At 68.1% G+C, this 14,687-nt stretch carries 18 protein-coding genes and 1 pseudogene; 11 read left to right on the top strand and 8 right to left on the bottom strand.

The window, feature by feature from the left end; translation table 11 throughout:
* Positions 1 to 97 precede the first annotated feature (97 nt).
* The 3 genes and pseudogenes from MBELCI_RS01465 to MBELCI_RS01455 all read left to right on the top strand — a co-directional run bounded on the left by MBELCI_RS01465 (position 98) and on the right by MBELCI_RS01455 (position 2,799).
* Positions 98 to 487: a hypothetical protein gene (locus MBELCI_RS01465; protein ID WP_021692356.1), complete on the top strand. Its 390-nt coding sequence runs from the start codon at positions 98 to 100 to the stop codon at positions 485 to 487.
* Positions 488 to 585: 98 nt separating this feature from the next.
* Positions 586 to 1,978, top strand: a pseudogene (locus MBELCI_RS01460) (leucyl aminopeptidase family protein).
* 5 nt (positions 1,979 to 1,983) lie between these two features.
* The gene (locus MBELCI_RS01455; RefSeq protein WP_021692354.1) at positions 1,984 to 2,799 is read left to right on the top strand and encodes a C40 family peptidase; all 816 of its coding nucleotides are present in this window, start codon (positions 1,984 to 1,986) and stop codon (positions 2,797 to 2,799) included.
* Positions 2,800 to 2,802: 3 nt separating this feature from the next.
* Here the strand turns inward: MBELCI_RS01455 and MBELCI_RS01450 are convergent, their stop codons facing one another.
* On the bottom strand, positions 2,803 to 3,144 hold the full coding sequence (locus tag MBELCI_RS01450) for a DUF2794 domain-containing protein (protein ID WP_021692353.1): 342 nt from the start codon (positions 3,142 to 3,144) through the stop codon (positions 2,803 to 2,805).
* Positions 3,145 to 3,458: 314 nt separating this feature from the next.
* The gene (locus MBELCI_RS01445; protein ID WP_021692352.1) at positions 3,459 to 3,746 is read right to left on the bottom strand and encodes an I78 family peptidase inhibitor; all 288 of its coding nucleotides are present in this window, start codon (positions 3,744 to 3,746) and stop codon (positions 3,459 to 3,461) included.
* A 128-nt stretch (positions 3,747 to 3,874) separates the two neighbouring features.
* On the opposite strand from MBELCI_RS01445, the gene MBELCI_RS01440 reads away from it, so the two are divergent.
* Both MBELCI_RS01440 and MBELCI_RS01435 read left to right on the top strand, forming a co-directional pair.
* Entirely contained in the window at positions 3,875 to 5,005 is a 1,131-nt protein-coding gene (locus MBELCI_RS01440; RefSeq protein WP_021692351.1) for an S-(hydroxymethyl)glutathione dehydrogenase/class III alcohol dehydrogenase, read from the top strand.
* 79 nt (positions 5,006 to 5,084) lie between these two features.
* The gene (locus tag MBELCI_RS01435) at positions 5,085 to 5,825 is read left to right on the top strand and encodes an NYN domain-containing protein (protein WP_021692350.1); all 741 of its coding nucleotides are present in this window, start codon (positions 5,085 to 5,087) and stop codon (positions 5,823 to 5,825) included.
* Here MBELCI_RS01435 and MBELCI_RS01430 read toward each other — a convergent pair.
* Entirely contained in the window at positions 5,822 to 6,439 is a 618-nt protein-coding gene (locus tag MBELCI_RS01430) for a TetR/AcrR family transcriptional regulator (RefSeq protein WP_021692349.1), read from the bottom strand. The genes MBELCI_RS01435 and MBELCI_RS01430 overlap by 4 nt on opposite strands.
* 125 nt (positions 6,440 to 6,564) lie before the next feature.
* Here MBELCI_RS01430 and mbfA point away from each other — a divergent pair, with 125 nt between their 5' ends.
* From mbfA to MBELCI_RS01400, 6 genes are all read left to right on the top strand, one after another.
* Positions 6,565 to 7,542: an iron exporter MbfA gene (gene mbfA, locus MBELCI_RS01425; RefSeq protein ID WP_021692348.1), complete on the top strand. Its 978-nt coding sequence runs from the start codon at positions 6,565 to 6,567 to the stop codon at positions 7,540 to 7,542.
* Positions 7,543 to 7,666: 124 nt separating this feature from the next.
* Positions 7,667 to 8,374, top strand: coding sequence for a nitroreductase family protein (locus tag MBELCI_RS01420; RefSeq protein WP_021692347.1), 708 nt, complete (start codon positions 7,667 to 7,669; stop codon positions 8,372 to 8,374).
* Positions 8,371 to 9,201 (top strand): S-formylglutathione hydrolase, encoded by an 831-nt coding sequence (fghA, locus tag MBELCI_RS01415; RefSeq protein ID WP_021692346.1) that lies wholly within the window; start codon positions 8,371 to 8,373, stop codon positions 9,199 to 9,201. The genes MBELCI_RS01420 and fghA overlap by 4 nt, the downstream gene beginning before the upstream one ends.
* On the top strand, positions 9,198 to 9,656 hold the full coding sequence (locus MBELCI_RS01410) for a YaiI/YqxD family protein (RefSeq protein ID WP_200861239.1): 459 nt from the start codon (positions 9,198 to 9,200) through the stop codon (positions 9,654 to 9,656). The genes fghA and MBELCI_RS01410 overlap by 4 nt, the downstream gene beginning before the upstream one ends.
* Positions 9,653 to 10,273 carry an HAD family hydrolase gene (locus MBELCI_RS01405; protein ID WP_021692344.1) on the top strand — a complete coding sequence of 207 codons (621 nt, stop codon included), beginning with the start codon at positions 9,653 to 9,655 and terminating at the stop codon, positions 10,271 to 10,273. Before MBELCI_RS01410 ends, MBELCI_RS01405 begins: the two co-directional genes overlap by 4 nt.
* Positions 10,270 to 11,169, top strand: coding sequence for an ornithine cyclodeaminase family protein (locus MBELCI_RS01400; RefSeq protein ID WP_021692343.1), 900 nt, complete (start codon positions 10,270 to 10,272; stop codon positions 11,167 to 11,169). Before MBELCI_RS01405 ends, MBELCI_RS01400 begins: the two co-directional genes overlap by 4 nt.
* Positions 11,170 to 11,186: 17 nt before the next feature.
* Here the strand turns inward: MBELCI_RS01400 and MBELCI_RS01395 are convergent, their stop codons facing one another.
* The 5 genes from MBELCI_RS01395 to acpS form a co-directional block, all read right to left on the bottom strand.
* Positions 11,187 to 11,519: a DUF1491 family protein gene (locus tag MBELCI_RS01395; protein WP_021692342.1), complete on the bottom strand. Its 333-nt coding sequence runs from the start codon at positions 11,517 to 11,519 to the stop codon at positions 11,187 to 11,189.
* On the bottom strand, positions 11,516 to 12,556 hold the full coding sequence (era, locus tag MBELCI_RS01390; protein ID WP_021692341.1) for a GTPase Era: 1,041 nt from the start codon (positions 12,554 to 12,556) through the stop codon (positions 11,516 to 11,518). The genes MBELCI_RS01395 and era overlap by 4 nt, the downstream gene beginning before the upstream one ends.
* Positions 12,553 to 13,233 carry a ribonuclease III gene (gene rnc / locus MBELCI_RS01385; RefSeq protein ID WP_021692340.1) on the bottom strand — a complete coding sequence of 227 codons (681 nt, stop codon included), beginning with the start codon at positions 13,231 to 13,233 and terminating at the stop codon, positions 12,553 to 12,555. The genes era and rnc overlap by 4 nt, the downstream gene beginning before the upstream one ends.
* Positions 13,230 to 14,081, bottom strand: coding sequence for a signal peptidase I (lepB, locus tag MBELCI_RS01380; RefSeq protein WP_021692339.1), 852 nt, complete (start codon positions 14,079 to 14,081; stop codon positions 13,230 to 13,232). The genes rnc and lepB overlap by 4 nt, the downstream gene beginning before the upstream one ends.
* 171 nt (positions 14,082 to 14,252) lie before the next feature.
* On the bottom strand, positions 14,253 to 14,660 hold the full coding sequence (gene acpS, locus MBELCI_RS01375; RefSeq protein ID WP_021692338.1) for a holo-ACP synthase: 408 nt from the start codon (positions 14,658 to 14,660) through the stop codon (positions 14,253 to 14,255).
* Between the last annotated feature and the right edge of the window lie 27 nt (positions 14,661 to 14,687).

The raw sequence follows: 14,687 nt of genomic DNA, 5'->3' as shown, positions 1-14,687 counted from the left end.
CGTCCCGCCGCAGATAAGCGGAATTGTGAGAAGATTCGAGACATATCTCGGTGCGAGCGCAACGGTTTCGGAACCTATCGAGGCGAAAGATGCGGTCATGACCTTTGCTGACACATGCCCCGATCCGCAGGCCATCGTGCCGATGATGCCGCTTCCCGAGCCGCCCGCCGAGGCGTTGCTGCGGGCCCGCCTGCTCACCATGCTGGGCGCGGCGCATCGGCGCGGCGTGCCTCCCTCGGCCGAGCTTTCGGCCCGGCTGACCCGGCTCGAGGCACATCTGTCGGCCTGCGCCTTCGGGCGGCTGCGCGCCGATGCGCGCGGTCTGCGCCGATTGGCCACGCGGCTCGGCTTGTCGGAGATGGCGCGGGTCGCGGCCAGCGTCGAGGATTGCGCCAAGCGTGGCGACGCGGCGGCGCTCGGGGCGACGGTGGCGCGGCTGGGGCGTTGCGGCGCCGGGGCGCTGGGCGCGCTTCGCCGCTCGGGCTGACGCGCGATCCGGGTTGCGGCGGCGGCGGCGGCGGCTAGTCTCGCCCCGATGCGTGCGGAGATCGCCCGCCCCGACGCCCGCCCCGAGGAGCCACAGCCATGCCGACACCCGATTTCGCCGCCCCCGGCACCGATGCCCTAACCTTGCGCCTCGTGACGCCAGACGGCCTCGACGCCGCGCTCGGCGATCTGCCGCAGGTCGCGCAGGCCTGGGCGCGGGCGCAGGGGTTCAGGGCCGGGCCGGGTGCGGTGCTGGCGCTGCCCGACGCCTCCGGCGGGCTTTGGGGCGCGCTGGTGGGCCTGGGCGACGACAAGGCTCGCGCGCGCGGACGTTTCATCGCCGCCTCCGCCGCATCGAAGCTGCCGGAGGGCACCTATGCGCTCGACCCAGCCACTGATCCTGACCTCGCGCACGAGACCGCGCTGGGCTGGCTTCTGGAGAGCTACCGCTTCGACCGCTATGCCAGCCAGAGCACGGCCAAGCGCGGCTGGTGGCGCCGAAGGGCGTCGATGCCGAACGGCTGCGCATCATCGCGGCGGGCGAGGCGCTGACCCGCGACCTGATCAACACGCCGGCCTCCGACATGGGGCCCACCGATCTCGAAGCCGCCGCCGCCGATCTGGCCGAACGTTTTGGCGCGCGCATGACCGTGACGAAGGGAGATGAGCTTCTGGCGGGCAACCTGCCGCTGATCCATACGGTCGGCCGCGCCGCCGCTGCCGACCGCGCGCCGCGTCTCGTCGATCTGCGCTGGGGCGATCAGGGCCCGAGCTGACGCTGGTGGGCAAGGGGGTGTGCTTCGACACCGGCGGGCTCAACCTCAAGCCCGGCGCCTCCATGGGGCTGATGAAGAAGGACATGGGCGGCGCGGCGACGGTGCTGGGGCTGGCGCAGATGATCATGGCGCTGGGGCTGAAGATCCGGCTGCGCGTGCTGATCCCGGCGGTCGAGAACTCGGTTTCGGCCACTGCGTTCCGTCCCGGCGACATCCTCGCCTCCCGCAAGGGGCTCACGGTCGAGAACAACAACACCGACGCCGAAGGCCGGCTGGTGCTGGCCGACGCGCTGGCGCTGGGGGCCGAGGAAAGCCCCGATCTGATGATCTCCATGGCGACGCTCACCGGCGCGGCGCGGGTGGCGGTGGGCCCCGACCTCTCGCCGTTCTACACGGATGCCGATGCCGACGCGGCAGCGATCGGGCGGGCGGCGGCGCGGGTGGCCGACCCGGTCTGGCGCATGCCGTTCCACGCCCCCTACGAGCCGATGATCGAGCCAGGCATCGCCGATCTCGACAACGCGCCATCAGGCGGCATGGCAGGGTCGATCACGGCGGCACTGTTCCTGCGCCGCTTTGCCGAGGGCACGCGCTACGTGCATTTCGACATCTATGGCTGGAACGCCAAACCCGCCCCGGCGCGGCCCAAGGGCGGCGTCGGCATGGGCGCGCGGGCGCTGCTGGAGGCGATGCCCGAGCTGCTGGATCTGGAGTGAGTGCCATGGATCGCCGCCTGACCCCGGCCAATGGCCGCGTCGCCGCGCTGGAGCTGGCGGGCAAGATCACGGCCGAGCGTTACGTGTCGGGCGAAGGCGCGCGGGTGACGCGGTCGGTACTCGACCTGCTGGCTGCGCCGGACGAGGCGCGCGACCGGCAGCTTCTCATGGGCGAGGGCGTCGATTTGTTCGAGCGGCGCGATGGCCGGGCCTTCATCCGCGCCGCGCGCGACGGCTATTGCGGCTATGTCAATGAGGCGGGCCTCGGTGCGCCGCGTGCCGCGACCCACATCGTCGCCACCCCGGCCACCCATCTCTATGCCGAGGAGAGCATCAAGTCGCGCGACCTCGCGCATCTGAGCTTCGGCAGCCGGATCACCGTGCTGCACGAGCTGAAGGCCCTGTTCGAGACGCCCGAGGGTTTCATTCCCAAGAAGCATCTGCGCGAGATCGACCGCCCCTTCTCGGACCCGGTGACGGTGGCGCAGATGTTCTTCGGCACGCCCTATCTGTGGGGGGGCAATTCGCGGCTCGGCATCGATTGCTCCGGGCTGGTGCAGGCGGCGCTGCTGGCCTGCGGCGTGGCCTGTCCGGGCGACAGCGACCTGCAGCAGGGCCTAGGTCGCGATGCCGCGAACGAGCCGCCGCAACGCGGTGACCTGTGGTTCTGGAAGGGGCATGTGGCGATGCTCGTGGACCCCGACACCATCATCCACGCCAACGGGCACGCCATGGCCGTGACCTACGAGGATGCGAAAAAGGCGGTGCTCAGAATCGAGGCGCAGGGCGGCGGGCCGGTGACGCATCGCCGCAGGCTGTGACGCTCACTCGATCACCCTGAAGCGGCGCGCGTCAAAGACCTTGAGCACCTGCGCGAGGTCGTCGCCGCGCCGCAGCACCTGCCCTTCGGGGCCGAATACCGCAAACTGCCCCTGCCGCTGCCGCAGCTTGGGGCGTTTCTCGATGCGATAGAGCGGCGTCTCGGCGGTGCGGCGAAACACCGAGAACACGGCCATGTCGCGCAAGGAGGAGATCGCGTAGTCGCGCCATTCGCCAGCGGCGACCATGCGCCCATAGACCGACAGGATCGGCCCCAACTCTGTGCGATGGAAGGCGACCTGCTCGGGCAGGCGGCCCGGAAACGGCGTGGGGGGCTGAAGCGTCATGTCTTCAGAGTTACGCGCGCGGGGCGGCATTTCAAGGCTCGGGGGCTTTGCCGACGCCCGCGCCACGCGAATGCCGCGAAAACGTCGCCGCATTGGCCGCGCCCGACCGCATCCGCGCCGCGACTCGCTGTCACAATGGGTTCAGCGGCAGGCAACCCGCCTCATCGCGGTGATAAAAGCCCCCACCTGATCCACGACGGGGCGGGGCCTGTTCGCGAACTTCTACGGCCCGGGCGCGGCATGACCGCGTCCGGGCCGGATTCCGTTCGGAATGCCGGTCTGGCCCTATTCGGCCCCCTCCCGGCCCGATGGGATCAGCCGCAATAGATCCGCGCGATCCTCTCCGAAGCGTCGATCTCGAAATTGATCCGATCCTCGCGGAAATCCATCGTCACCAGATCATCGGGGCGGATCACCCGCACCTGTCCAAGGATCAGCTCGCGCTCCAGTGCCGTGACCGGCGCGCCGAGGAGCCGCTGCCGCTCGGCCGCGCCGCAGCGGCCCGGATCGGCGGGGCTGGACGCCGGCGGGGGCGTGGGGCCGGGGGGCTGCGCCAAGGGCGCGCAGGCGGCCAGAAGAAGGGGCAGGATGAGGTATCGCATGATCCGGACCCTGACCCGTCGCGCGCGACGGCACAAGAGGCTGCGCCATTGATCTCCGTGCCGGTTTCCGCGACCCTGCCCGCCAAAGCGCGCCGGAGTGCGGCGCGCCCCAAAACGGAGATCATCCCATGCGCACACGTGCCGCCGTCGCCGTTCAGGCCGGAAAGCCGCTCGAGATCATGGAGGTCAACCTCGAAGGCCCGAAGGCGGGCGAGGTCCTCCTCGAGATCAAGGCCACCGGCATCTGCCACACCGACGAATTCACCCTGTCGGGCGCCGATCCTGAAGGGCTGTTCCCCGCGATCTTGGGCCATGAGGGCGCGGGCGTGGTGGTCGAGGTCGGCGCGGGCGTCACCTCGCTCAAGCCCGGCGATCACGTGATCCCGCTCTACACCCCCGAATGCCGCCAGTGCCCCTCCTGCCTGAGCCAGAAGACCAATCTGTGCACCTCGATTCGGGGCACCCAAGGCCAAGGGCTGATGCCCGACGGCACTTCGCGCTTCTCGACGCTCGATGGCGACCCGATCCTGCATTACATGGGCTGCTCAACCTTCGCCAACCACACGGTCCTGCCCGAGATCGCGCTCGCCAAGGTGCGCGAGGACGCGCCCTTCGACAAGATCTGCTACATCGGCTGCGGCGTCACCACCGGCGTCGGTGCGGTGATCAACACCGCGCAGGTCGAGATCGGCTCCACGGCGGTGGTGTTCGGGCTGGGCGGCATCGGCCTCAACGTGCTCCAGGGGCTCAGGCTTGCGGGTGCCGACATGATCATCGGCGTCGACATCAACAATGACCGCAAGGAATGGGGCGAGCGCTTCGGCATGACCCATTTCGTGAACCCCAAGGAGATCGACGGTGACATCGTCTCGCATCTGGTGAACATGACCAAGCGGCGCGGCGACCTGATCGGCGGCGCGGATTACACCTTCGATTGCACCGGCAATGTCACGGTGATGCGCCAGGCGCTCGAATCGTCGCATCGCGGCTGGGGTGTCTCGGTGGTGATCGGCGTCGCGCCCGCGGGGGCCGAGATCTCGACCCGGCCGTTCCAGCTTGTCACCGGGCGCACCTGGAAGGGCACGGCCTTTGGCGGCGCGCGCGGGCGGACCGACGTGCCCAAGATCGTGGACTGGTACATGGAGGGAAAGATCGAGATCGACCCGATGATCACGCATCAGCTCAAGCTCGACGAGATCAACAAGGGCTTCGACCTCATGCATGCGGGCGAAAGCATCCGTTCGGTGGTGGTCTACTGATCCTTGCCCCCGGGGTCCGGCTTGACGCCGGGCTCCGGGGGCGCGACAGGCGGGGAAACCCGTCGCAGGAGGCCCCGACATGCCCGAGACCCGCCCGCTCTACGCCGTGCTGATCGACGCCGACAACATCCCGGCCCGCTTTGCCAAACCGATCCTCAAGGAGATCACCAGTTTCGGCGAGCCCGCCCTGCGCCGGGTCTATGGCGACTGGTCGGCCGAGCGGCTGCGCGGCTGGGCCGACAACGTGCGCGCCCTCGGCCTCGTGGCGCATCAGGAAACCGCCAACACCAAGGGCAAGAACGCCTCCGACATCGGTCTTGTCATCGATGCGATGGACATCCTGCATACGGGCCGCTTCGACGGCTTCGTGCTGGTCTCGTCCGACAGCGATTTCACCGCGCTGGCCAACCGCATCCGCGAGCAGGGGCTCGACGTGATCGGCATCGGCGAGGCCAAGGCGCCGGAAAGCCTGCGCAACGTCTGCAACCGCTTCGTGATGATCGAGAACATCATGGACGAGCCCGTGTCCACCCCCAAGCCGGACCAACCGCAGGTCGAGGGCGAGGCACCGGCCGCGCCCACGGGCAAGAAGCCCCCGCTTGAGGCGGTGCCGCTGATCCTGCGCGCGATGGACAAGATCGAGCAGGATGACGACGAATGGTACCCCTTGGGGCCGCTCGGTCAGTACATCACCGCCGACAACCCCGATTTCGACGTGCGCAGCTATGGCAAGCGCAAGCTGTCGGACCTCGTGCTCGATCTCAAGCGCTTCGAGACCCGCAAGCAGGGCAACCAGCTTCAGGTGCGGCGCAAGGATTAGGTGCCGTAGCGGGCGAGGAACGTGGCTACCGCGCCATCGGCCACGCGGTCGCATTCCTCGGGGGTGAAGCTTTCGGTGACGCTGAGGATCGCGCGGTAGAACAGGTCGGCGCGGCATAGCTCGTGGAACTGGTCGGCGGCCAGCGCGAGATCCTCGATCTGCAGCTCGCCGCGTTCCATCGCCTGCCCGAAATATTCCATCATCTGGGCGCGGCCCATCTCGGGGCCGCTCTTGTAGAAAGCGCGGCCGACATCGGGAAACCGGGCGCTTTCGGCGACGAAGACCCGGAACATCCGCAGCCCGAAATCCGAGGTGTAGAAGGCGATCTTGCGTCGCGCCGCGCGGCCCAGCACCTCGGCGGGCGGGCCGGAGCTGCGGATCTCGGCCATGGCGTTGTCGGCGTGCCGCCTGCATTCGCTGCGCACCACTTCGAGAAACAGCAGGCGCTTGTCGGGAAAATAGCTGTAGAGCGTGGCCTTGGACACACCCGCTGCACGGGCGATGTCATCGACGCTGGCGCCTTCGAATCCCTCCATGAGAAACACTTCGCGGGCTCCGTCCAGAACCTGGTCGTACTTGCGACCCTTGCGGATCTCCTGCGGTTCGGCGGTCATCTCGTCTCCTGTGGATCGTCGACAGCATAGGCATCTCGCCGAAGGACGGCCAGCCATGTCGTCGCGCCGGGTTGCGTCGCATTGGAAGGGCTATAGATTGGAATCATTCTAAAGAAAGTGCGGTCATGATTCCCGGATTCTCCTCGCGTCGCCGGTTCAACGATCTCAGCGAACAGGAGGTCCTCGCGCTGGCGATCTCCTCGGAGGAGGACGACGCGCGGATCTACCGGCTTTATGCCGAGCGGCTGCGCGAAGGCTATCCGGCCTCGGCGGCGGTGTTCGACGGCATGGCCGAGGAGGAGGACGACCACCGGCGCCAGCTCATCGCGCTGCACCGCGACCGTTTCGGCGAGGTGATCCCGCTTTTGCGCCGCGAGCACGTGGCGGGGTTCCACGCCCGCCGCCCGGTCTGGCTGATCGAAAATCTCGGGCTCGAGACGATCCGCGCGCAGGCGGCGGAAATGGAGCGCGAGGCCGGGGCCTTTTATGCCCGCGCCGCCGCCCATGCGCGCGACGCGGCGACCCGCGCGCTTCTGGGCGACCTCGCCGCCGCCGAGGCCGGGCACCGGGACACGGCACAGGCCCTCGCGGAGGAATATCTGCACGACGAGGCGCGCGACGACGAGGATCACGCTGCGCGGCGGCAATTCGTGCTGACCTATGTGCAGCCGGGGCTGGCGGGGCTGATGGATGGCTCGGTCTCGACGCTGGCGCCGATCTTCGCCACCGCCTTCGCGACGCAGGACACGCATACGACCTTCCTCGTCGGTCTCGCAGCCAGTGTCGGGGCGGGCATCTCCATGGGTTTCACCGAGGCCGCCTCGGATGACGGGCAGCTGTCGGGCCGCGGCTCGCCGATCAAGCGCGGCATCGCCACAGGGATGATGACCACCGTGGGCGGCCTTGGCCACGCGCTACCCTACCTGATCCCGCATTTCTGGGCGGCGACGATCACCGCCATCATCGTGGTCTTCATCGAGCTATGGGCCATCGCCTGGATTCAGAGCCGTTATATGGACACGCCGTTCCTGCGCGCGGCCTTCCAGGTGGTGCTGGGCGGCGCGCTGGTCTTCGCCGCCGGGGTGCTGATCGGCGGCGGCTGAGGCATCACCCTGACCCCTTCACTTTTAGAATACGGGCTTTTTGCGGTCTCCTTGGGGCGCCGCGCCCGACTTGCACCCACCGCCGCCATTGGCGACAGTGCGGGGCAGCAGGCGGGAGGCCACGATGACCACGAGCGAGATCCGTTACCAGCCCCTGCCATTGCCGGACCGGGGCGACATGACGGACGCCGCGATGCAGGCCGCCGCGCTGGCGCATCATGACGCGATGGCGACGCGCCACACGGTGCGCGACTTCTCCGACCGGTCGGTGCCGCGCGCGGTGATCGAGACCGCCATCGCCACCGCTGGGCGCGCACCCTCGGGAGCCAACCAGCAGCCATGGCACTTCGTCGCCATTTCTGACACGCCCATGAAGACCAAGATTCGCGCCGCTGCCGAGGAGGAGGAGCGCGCCTTCTACGAGGGCGGCGCGCCGGATGAGTGGATCGCAGCGTTGGAGCCGATCGGCACCGGCGCGTCCAAGCCGCATCTCGAGATCGCGCCGTGGCTCATCGTCGTCTTCGCGCAACGCTGGGGCACGCGCGAGGACGGCGCGCGCTACAAGCACTACTACGTGCCCGAAAGCGTCGGCCTCGCCACCGGCTTCCTGATCGGGGCGCTGCATCTGTCGGGGCTGTCGGTGCTCACCCACACGCCGAGCCCGATGAAGTTCCTCACCGGGCTCTGCGACCGTCCGGTGGCCGAGAAACCGGTGATGATCCTTGCCGTCGGTCACCCCGCCAAAGACGCCACCGTCCCGGCGGCGGCATTGAACAAGAAACCGCTCGAAGAGATCCTCACCGTGATCTCGGCGGATACGGAGACGACATGAAGACAATCAGCGAAAACACCTGTTTCGGCGGCGTGCAAGGGGTCTATTCGCATGCCAGCGAGGCCACCGGCACCGAGATGACCTTCGGGCTGTTCCTGCCCGTGGAAGCGCAGGAGGGGCCGGTGCCGGTGCTGTGGTTCCTGTCGGGTCTCACCTGCACCCATGAGAACGCGATGACCAAGTCGGGCGCGCAGCGCTGGGCCGCCGAGCAGGGCATCGCGCTGGTGTTTCCAGACACCTCGCCGCGCGGGCCGGGCGTGGCCGATGATGACGGCTTCGACATGGGGCAGGGCGCGGGGTTCTACCTTAACGCGACCGAGGATCCTTGGGCGAAGCATTACCAGATGTGGGACTACGTGGCCGAGGAACTGCCCGCCCTGCTCGAAGGGCAGTTCGCCATCGACGAGGCGCGCCAGGCGATCACCGGTCATTCCATGGGCGGGCACGGCGCGCTGACCATGGCGATGCGGCTGCCGGGACGATACCGAAGTGTCTCGGCCTTCGCGCCGATTTGCCATCCGACGCAGAGCGAATGGGGCCGCCGCCAGTTCGAGGCCTATCTCGGCACAGACGAGGCCACTTGGGCACGCCACGACGCGACGCTCTTGATGACCAAGACCGGCTTCGACGGGCCGCTCCTGATCGACACCGGCACCGCCGACCAGTTCGGCGACAAGCTCGGTACCGAGCATTTCGCCCGCGCCATGGCCGAGCGGCGTCAACCCGGCACGCTGCGCCTTCAGAAGGGCTATGACCACAGCTATTTCTTCGTGTCCTCCTTCATCGAGGACCATGTCGATTTCCACGCCGCAGCGCTCTGGTCATGATCTATGTGGATGCCGATGCCTGCCCCGTTAAGGCCGAATGCGAGACGGTGGGCACCCGCCACAAGGTGAAGGTCGCCATCGTCTCGAATGGAGGACTTCGCCCCTCGCAGAACCCCTATGTGGAGACCATCATCGTCCCCGAGGGGCCAGACGTGGCCGACATGTGGATCGCCGACCGGGCCAGGACGGGCGACGTGGTGATCACCAACGACATCCCGCTCGCCGCGAAATGCGTCGAGGCGGGGGCGCAGGTGCTCAAGCACAATGGCGAGCCTCTGACGCAGGCCAATATCGGCAACGTGCTCGCCACCCGCGACCTGATGGCCGATCTGCGCGCCGCCGATCCGTTCCGTCAGGGCGGCGGCAAGGGCTTCACCAAATCCGACCGCTCGCGCTTTCTCGACGCGCTGGAGCGGGCGCTGCGCAAGGCCAAGACCGAAGGAGCGGGATCATGAGCGTGGATGCAGTGGTGTTCGACATCGGCAACGTGCTGATCGAGTGGAATCCCGAAGGGTTCTATGACGCCGAGATCGGGGCGGAGCGGCGCGCCGCGCTCTTTGCCGCTGTGGAACTGCACGCGATGAACGAGCGGGTCGACATGGGCGAGGCGTTCCACGGGCAGGTCATGGCGCTGGCCGAGGCGCATCCCGACTGGGCCGCCGAGATCGCGCTGTGGCATGATCGCTGGATCGAGATGGCGAGCCCCGAGATACCGCGTTCGGGGCGGCTCCTGCGGGCGTTGAAGGCGCGCGGCGTGCCGGTCTTCGCGCTGTCGAACTTCGGGGTCGAGACCTTCGAGATCGCGCGCGTGCATTATCCCGTATTCGCCGAGTTCGACGCGCTGTTCGTGTCGGGGCACCTGCGCATGGCCAAGCCCGACGCGCCGATCTACGAGCGGCTGGAGCGCGAGACCGGCGTGGCGCCGGAGCGGCTCCTGTTCACCGACGACCGTGCCGACAACATCGCCGCCGCCCGCGCGCGTGGCTGGCAGACGCATCACTTCACCGGCCCCGATGGGCTGGCCGAGAGGCTGGTGGCCGAGGGGCTGCTCAATGAGGCGGAGGCCGCGTGACCGAGATCATTCCCTTCGAGGCCGAGGCGAAGCTCGACTGGATCGCCATGGCCCGTGCGATCGAGGCCGGGCACGATCTGCCGCCCGCGCAAGTGACGGACACGTTTCTCTACCGGGGCGAGGACACGCTTTTGAACCGCTCCGCCTGGATCGAGGGCTTGGGCATCGCGGTGAAGGTCGTGACGGTCTTTCCGGGCAATGACGGCCCCAGCATCAACGGCGCGGTGAACCTCCTGTCGGATACGGACGGGACGCTAGAGGCCGTGGTGGATTTCCATCTCGTCACCAAGTGGAAGACCGCCGCCGACAGCCTGCTCGGCGCGATGAAGCTCGCGCGCCCCGACAGCCACGAGATCCTGATCGTCGGCGCGGGCAACGTCGCGGCATCGCTGCGCGAGGCTTACGGAGCGGCCTTTCCAGAGGCCCGCTTCACCGTCTGGAACCGCTCCCGGGCGGGGGCGGAGCGGCTGAAGGTCCAGCACCCGGATATCGTGATCGCCGAGGATCTGGAGCAGGCGGTGGGCCGCGCCGACATCGTCACCTGCGCGACCATGGCGAAAGCGCCGGTGGTGCGGGGCGACTGGCTGCGCCCCGGCACCCATCTCGACCTGATCGGCGCCTTCACGCCCCATATGCGCGAGGCGGACGACCGGGCGCTGCAACGCGCGCGGATCTTTGTCGATGCGCGCGCCACGACGCTCGACCATATCGGCGAGTTGAAGATCCCGCTGGAGACGGGCGCGATCGCGCGCGAGGACGTGGTGGCGGAGTTCTCGGAGCCGGATCTGTTCCGGCGCGAAAGCGCGGACGAGATCACCCTGTTCAAGAATGGCGGCGGCGCGCATCTCGACTTGATGGTGGCGCGGCACATTCTCGAGCGTTGGCGCGCGGCCTGACGGCCTCGCATCGGGGGCTAGTCCGCCAGCCCCACCTCTTCGAGAAGCGTCCGGCCCGCCCGGTCCTCGACCTCGATCACCCACAGGTCGGGGTCGAAGCGCTTTTGCTTCTCGATGCTTGCGTCGACCTCCGGCTCCGGCCCCTCGGCCAGAACGATCCAGACCCGTGCACCGGTCATCAGGTCGAGGCTGCGCTGGAACAGCCGCGCCTGCCCGTCGAGCGTGTTCGACTTCACCAGCACCGCCCCCGCCGTCTCGTCACCTTTCGAGGTGACGAAGGCGGGGATGTCGGCGAGCCTGAGCCGCGTCAGATAGGCCGAAACCCAGATGCCCGCGGCGAGACGGCTCAAGAATTGCCGTCCTTGAAGTCGAGGCCCATCTCGGAATAGCGCTCTTTCTCCTCGAGCCAGTTCGGCCGAACCTTCACTTGCAGGAACAGGTGCACCTTGCGGCCAAGGAACTCCGACAGCTCCTCGCGCGCGGCCTTGGAGACCGACTTTACCGTCTCGCCCGCCTTGCCCAGCACGATGCCCTTGTGGCCGTCGCGGGCGACATAAATGATCTGGTCGACGCGGGCCGAGCCATCGTCGCGCTCCTGCCAGCTCTCGGTCTCGACCGTGAGCTCGTAGGGCAGCTCCTGATGCAGCCGGAGCGTCAGCTTCTCACGCGTCATCTCGGCGGCGATCATCCGCAGCGGCAGGTCGGCGAGTTGATCCTCGGGATAGAGCCAGAGGCTTCGCGGCATCTGTTCGGCGAGCCATTCCTTGAGATCGGCGCAGCCATGGCCACGCTCGGCCGAGATCATGAATGTCTTCACGAAAGGATGCGCGGCGTTGAGATCTTGCGTGAGTTGCAGGAGCACCTCGGACTTCACCTTGTCGATCTTGTTGATGGCGAGCGCCACCGGCGTGCGTCCGACGCGGTCGCCGAGGTTCTCGAGGATCGACTTCACCCCGTCGGTGATGCCGCGATGCGCCTCGATCAACAGCACCACGACATCGGCGTCGGCGACACCGCCCCATGCCGCCGCGACCATGGCGCGGTCGAGCCTGCGGCGCGGCCGGAACAAGCCCGGTGTGTCGACGAACACGATCTGCGTGCGCCCCTCCATCGCGACGCCGCGGATGCGGGCGCGGGTGGTCTGCACCTTGTGGGTGACGATCGACACCTTGGCACCGACCATGCGGTTCAGCAGCGTCGATTTGCCCGCGTTCGGCTCGCCGATGAGGGCGACATAGCCCGCACCGGTGGGGCCCTTGTCGACGTCCTGATCGCCGCCGATGGGCGCGCCGGGAAGGCCGTCCTCGTGCAGCGCGTCAGCCTGCGGCTCACCCTGAGCGGCCGCCGGGGTCTCGTCGCCTTTCGGCGTCTCGTCGTGCTCGCTCATTCGCTCACCTGTTTCAATAGCGCGGCCGCGGCCGCCTGTTCCGCCTGCCGTTTCGATCCGGCCGTGGCGTTGTGCGACGCGCCCGAGGCCAGCGTCACCTCGATCGTGAAGACCGGCGCATGGTCCGGTCCCTCGCGGCTTGTCTCGGCATAGACGGGCGGCGGCTCTCCGCGCGCCTGCGCCCATTCCTGAAGCGCGGTCTTGGGGTCGCGCGCATCGGTTTCGACTTGGTTGATCCGTTCGCCCCAAAGCCCGCGCACCACGCCGCGCGCCGCCTCGAAGCCCGCGTCGAGATAGACGGCGGCGATCACCGCCTCCATCGCGTCGGCGAGCAGCGCCTCCTTGCGGCGGCCGCCCGATTTCATCTCGGACCGGCCGAGCCGCAGCACCGCACCGATCTCGATCTCGCGCGCCACTTCGGCGCAGGTCTCGCGGCGCACCAGCGCGTTGAAGCGCGGCGCGATCTGGCCCTCGGTGGCACCGCGATCCGCGTCGAGCAGCGCCTCGGCCATCACGAGCCCCAGCACCCGGTCACCCAGGAATTCGAGCCGCTGGTTGTCATCGCGCATCGGCCCGGAGATCGAGCCATGGGTGACGGCGCGCGACAAAAGCTCGGGCCGCGAAAACTCGTGTCCCAGCCGGCCCGCAAAGGCACGCAGTTCGGCCGAAAGCTTCACTCGACTGCCTTGAAGAAGCGGTCCGAGCGCCAGGTCCAGAAGGCCAGCATCGAGCGCCCTGCCGAGGAGAACATGATCCGGTCGGCCCGGCCCACGAGATCCTCGAAGGGCACGAAGCCCACGCCGCGCGCGTTTTGCGGCACCCGGCTGTCGGTGGAGTTGTCGCGGTTGTCGCCCATGAAGAACAGATGCCCCTCGGGAACGGTATAGACGCCGGTATTGTCGGACGACTGATTGCCGATGTCGAGGATGTCATGGCTCACGCCGTTCGGCAGCGTCACGGTATAGCGGGTCTTTTCGCAGATGGCCCCCATGCCGACGGCGCCGTTGCGGCAGCGCGGCATCAGCCCTTGCGGCCCCTGACGCTCCATCACCTCGGTGAAGGTGCCCGCCGGTTCCTGCCCGACCGCCTCATCGTTGAGGAAGAGCCGCCCTTCGCGCACCTGGATCCGGTCGCCCGGCAGGCCGATGGCGCGCTTGATGAAATCCTCGCCGGTCACGGGGTGGCGGAACACCACCACATCGCCGCGCTCGGGGTATTCCCCCCAGAGACGGTCATTGTCGCCCTTGGCCCAGCCACAGACATCCTCGGCCGAAATGTCGACACCCAGAGAGGCCAGACGGACCGAGGGGCACGACGCATAGGAGTAGCCGTAAGCCATCTTGTTGACGAAGAGGAAGTCGCCGATCAGCAGCGTGTCCTTCATCGAGCCCGAGGGAATCCAGAAAGGCTGGAAGAACAGGGTGCGGAAGATGCCCGCGATCAGCAGCGCCCAGAACACCGTCTTGACGGTTTCCCAGACGCTGTGGACGAAGCCCTGCTTCTCGGTGTCGGATCTGCTGGCCATGCGGAAGGGTCCCTTGGGGTTTCGGGGCTACATGCGGGGGGCGGGGGAATTAGTCAAGGAAACCGCCAAGCACGCCGTCTAGCCCGCACAACGGCGCAGCGCCAGAGCCTGACAACGGGCATGGCGATTCCCTAGAGCCCTTGCGACTTCGGACCATGTCGCAAGAAGCGATCAGCGCGCGGCGAGAGGGCGCGCCTCGATCACCACGAAGGCCTGCGCCCAAGGGTGATCGTCGGTCAGTGTGACATGGATGATCGCCTCGTGGTCCGCGGGCGTCATCGCGTCGAGTCTCGCGCGCGCCCAGCCCGTGACCTCCATCACCGGCTGGCCGGTCGCGAGGTTGCTCACCGCCATGTCCTTCCAGGCGATGCCCATGCGCAGCCCGGTGCCCAGCGCCTTGGAGCATGCCTCCTTGGCGGCCCACCGTTTGGCGTAGGTGCCAGCCACGTCGCGGCGGCGCTCGGCCTTGGCCTGCTCCACCGGGGTGAAGACGCGGTTGCGGAACCGGTCGCCATGGCGTTCGAGCACGCCGGCGATGCGGTCGATATTCGCGAGATCGGTGCCAATGCCAAGGATCATGGCCCCTCGCTAGCCGATGCCGCCCAT

The sequence above is a fragment of the Limimaricola cinnabarinus LL-001 genome (genome assembly GCF_000466965.1).
Classification (GTDB): Bacteria; Pseudomonadota; Alphaproteobacteria; order Rhodobacterales; family Rhodobacteraceae; genus Limimaricola; species Limimaricola cinnabarinus.
This window is presented reverse-complemented; position numbering and strand designations above follow the sequence as displayed.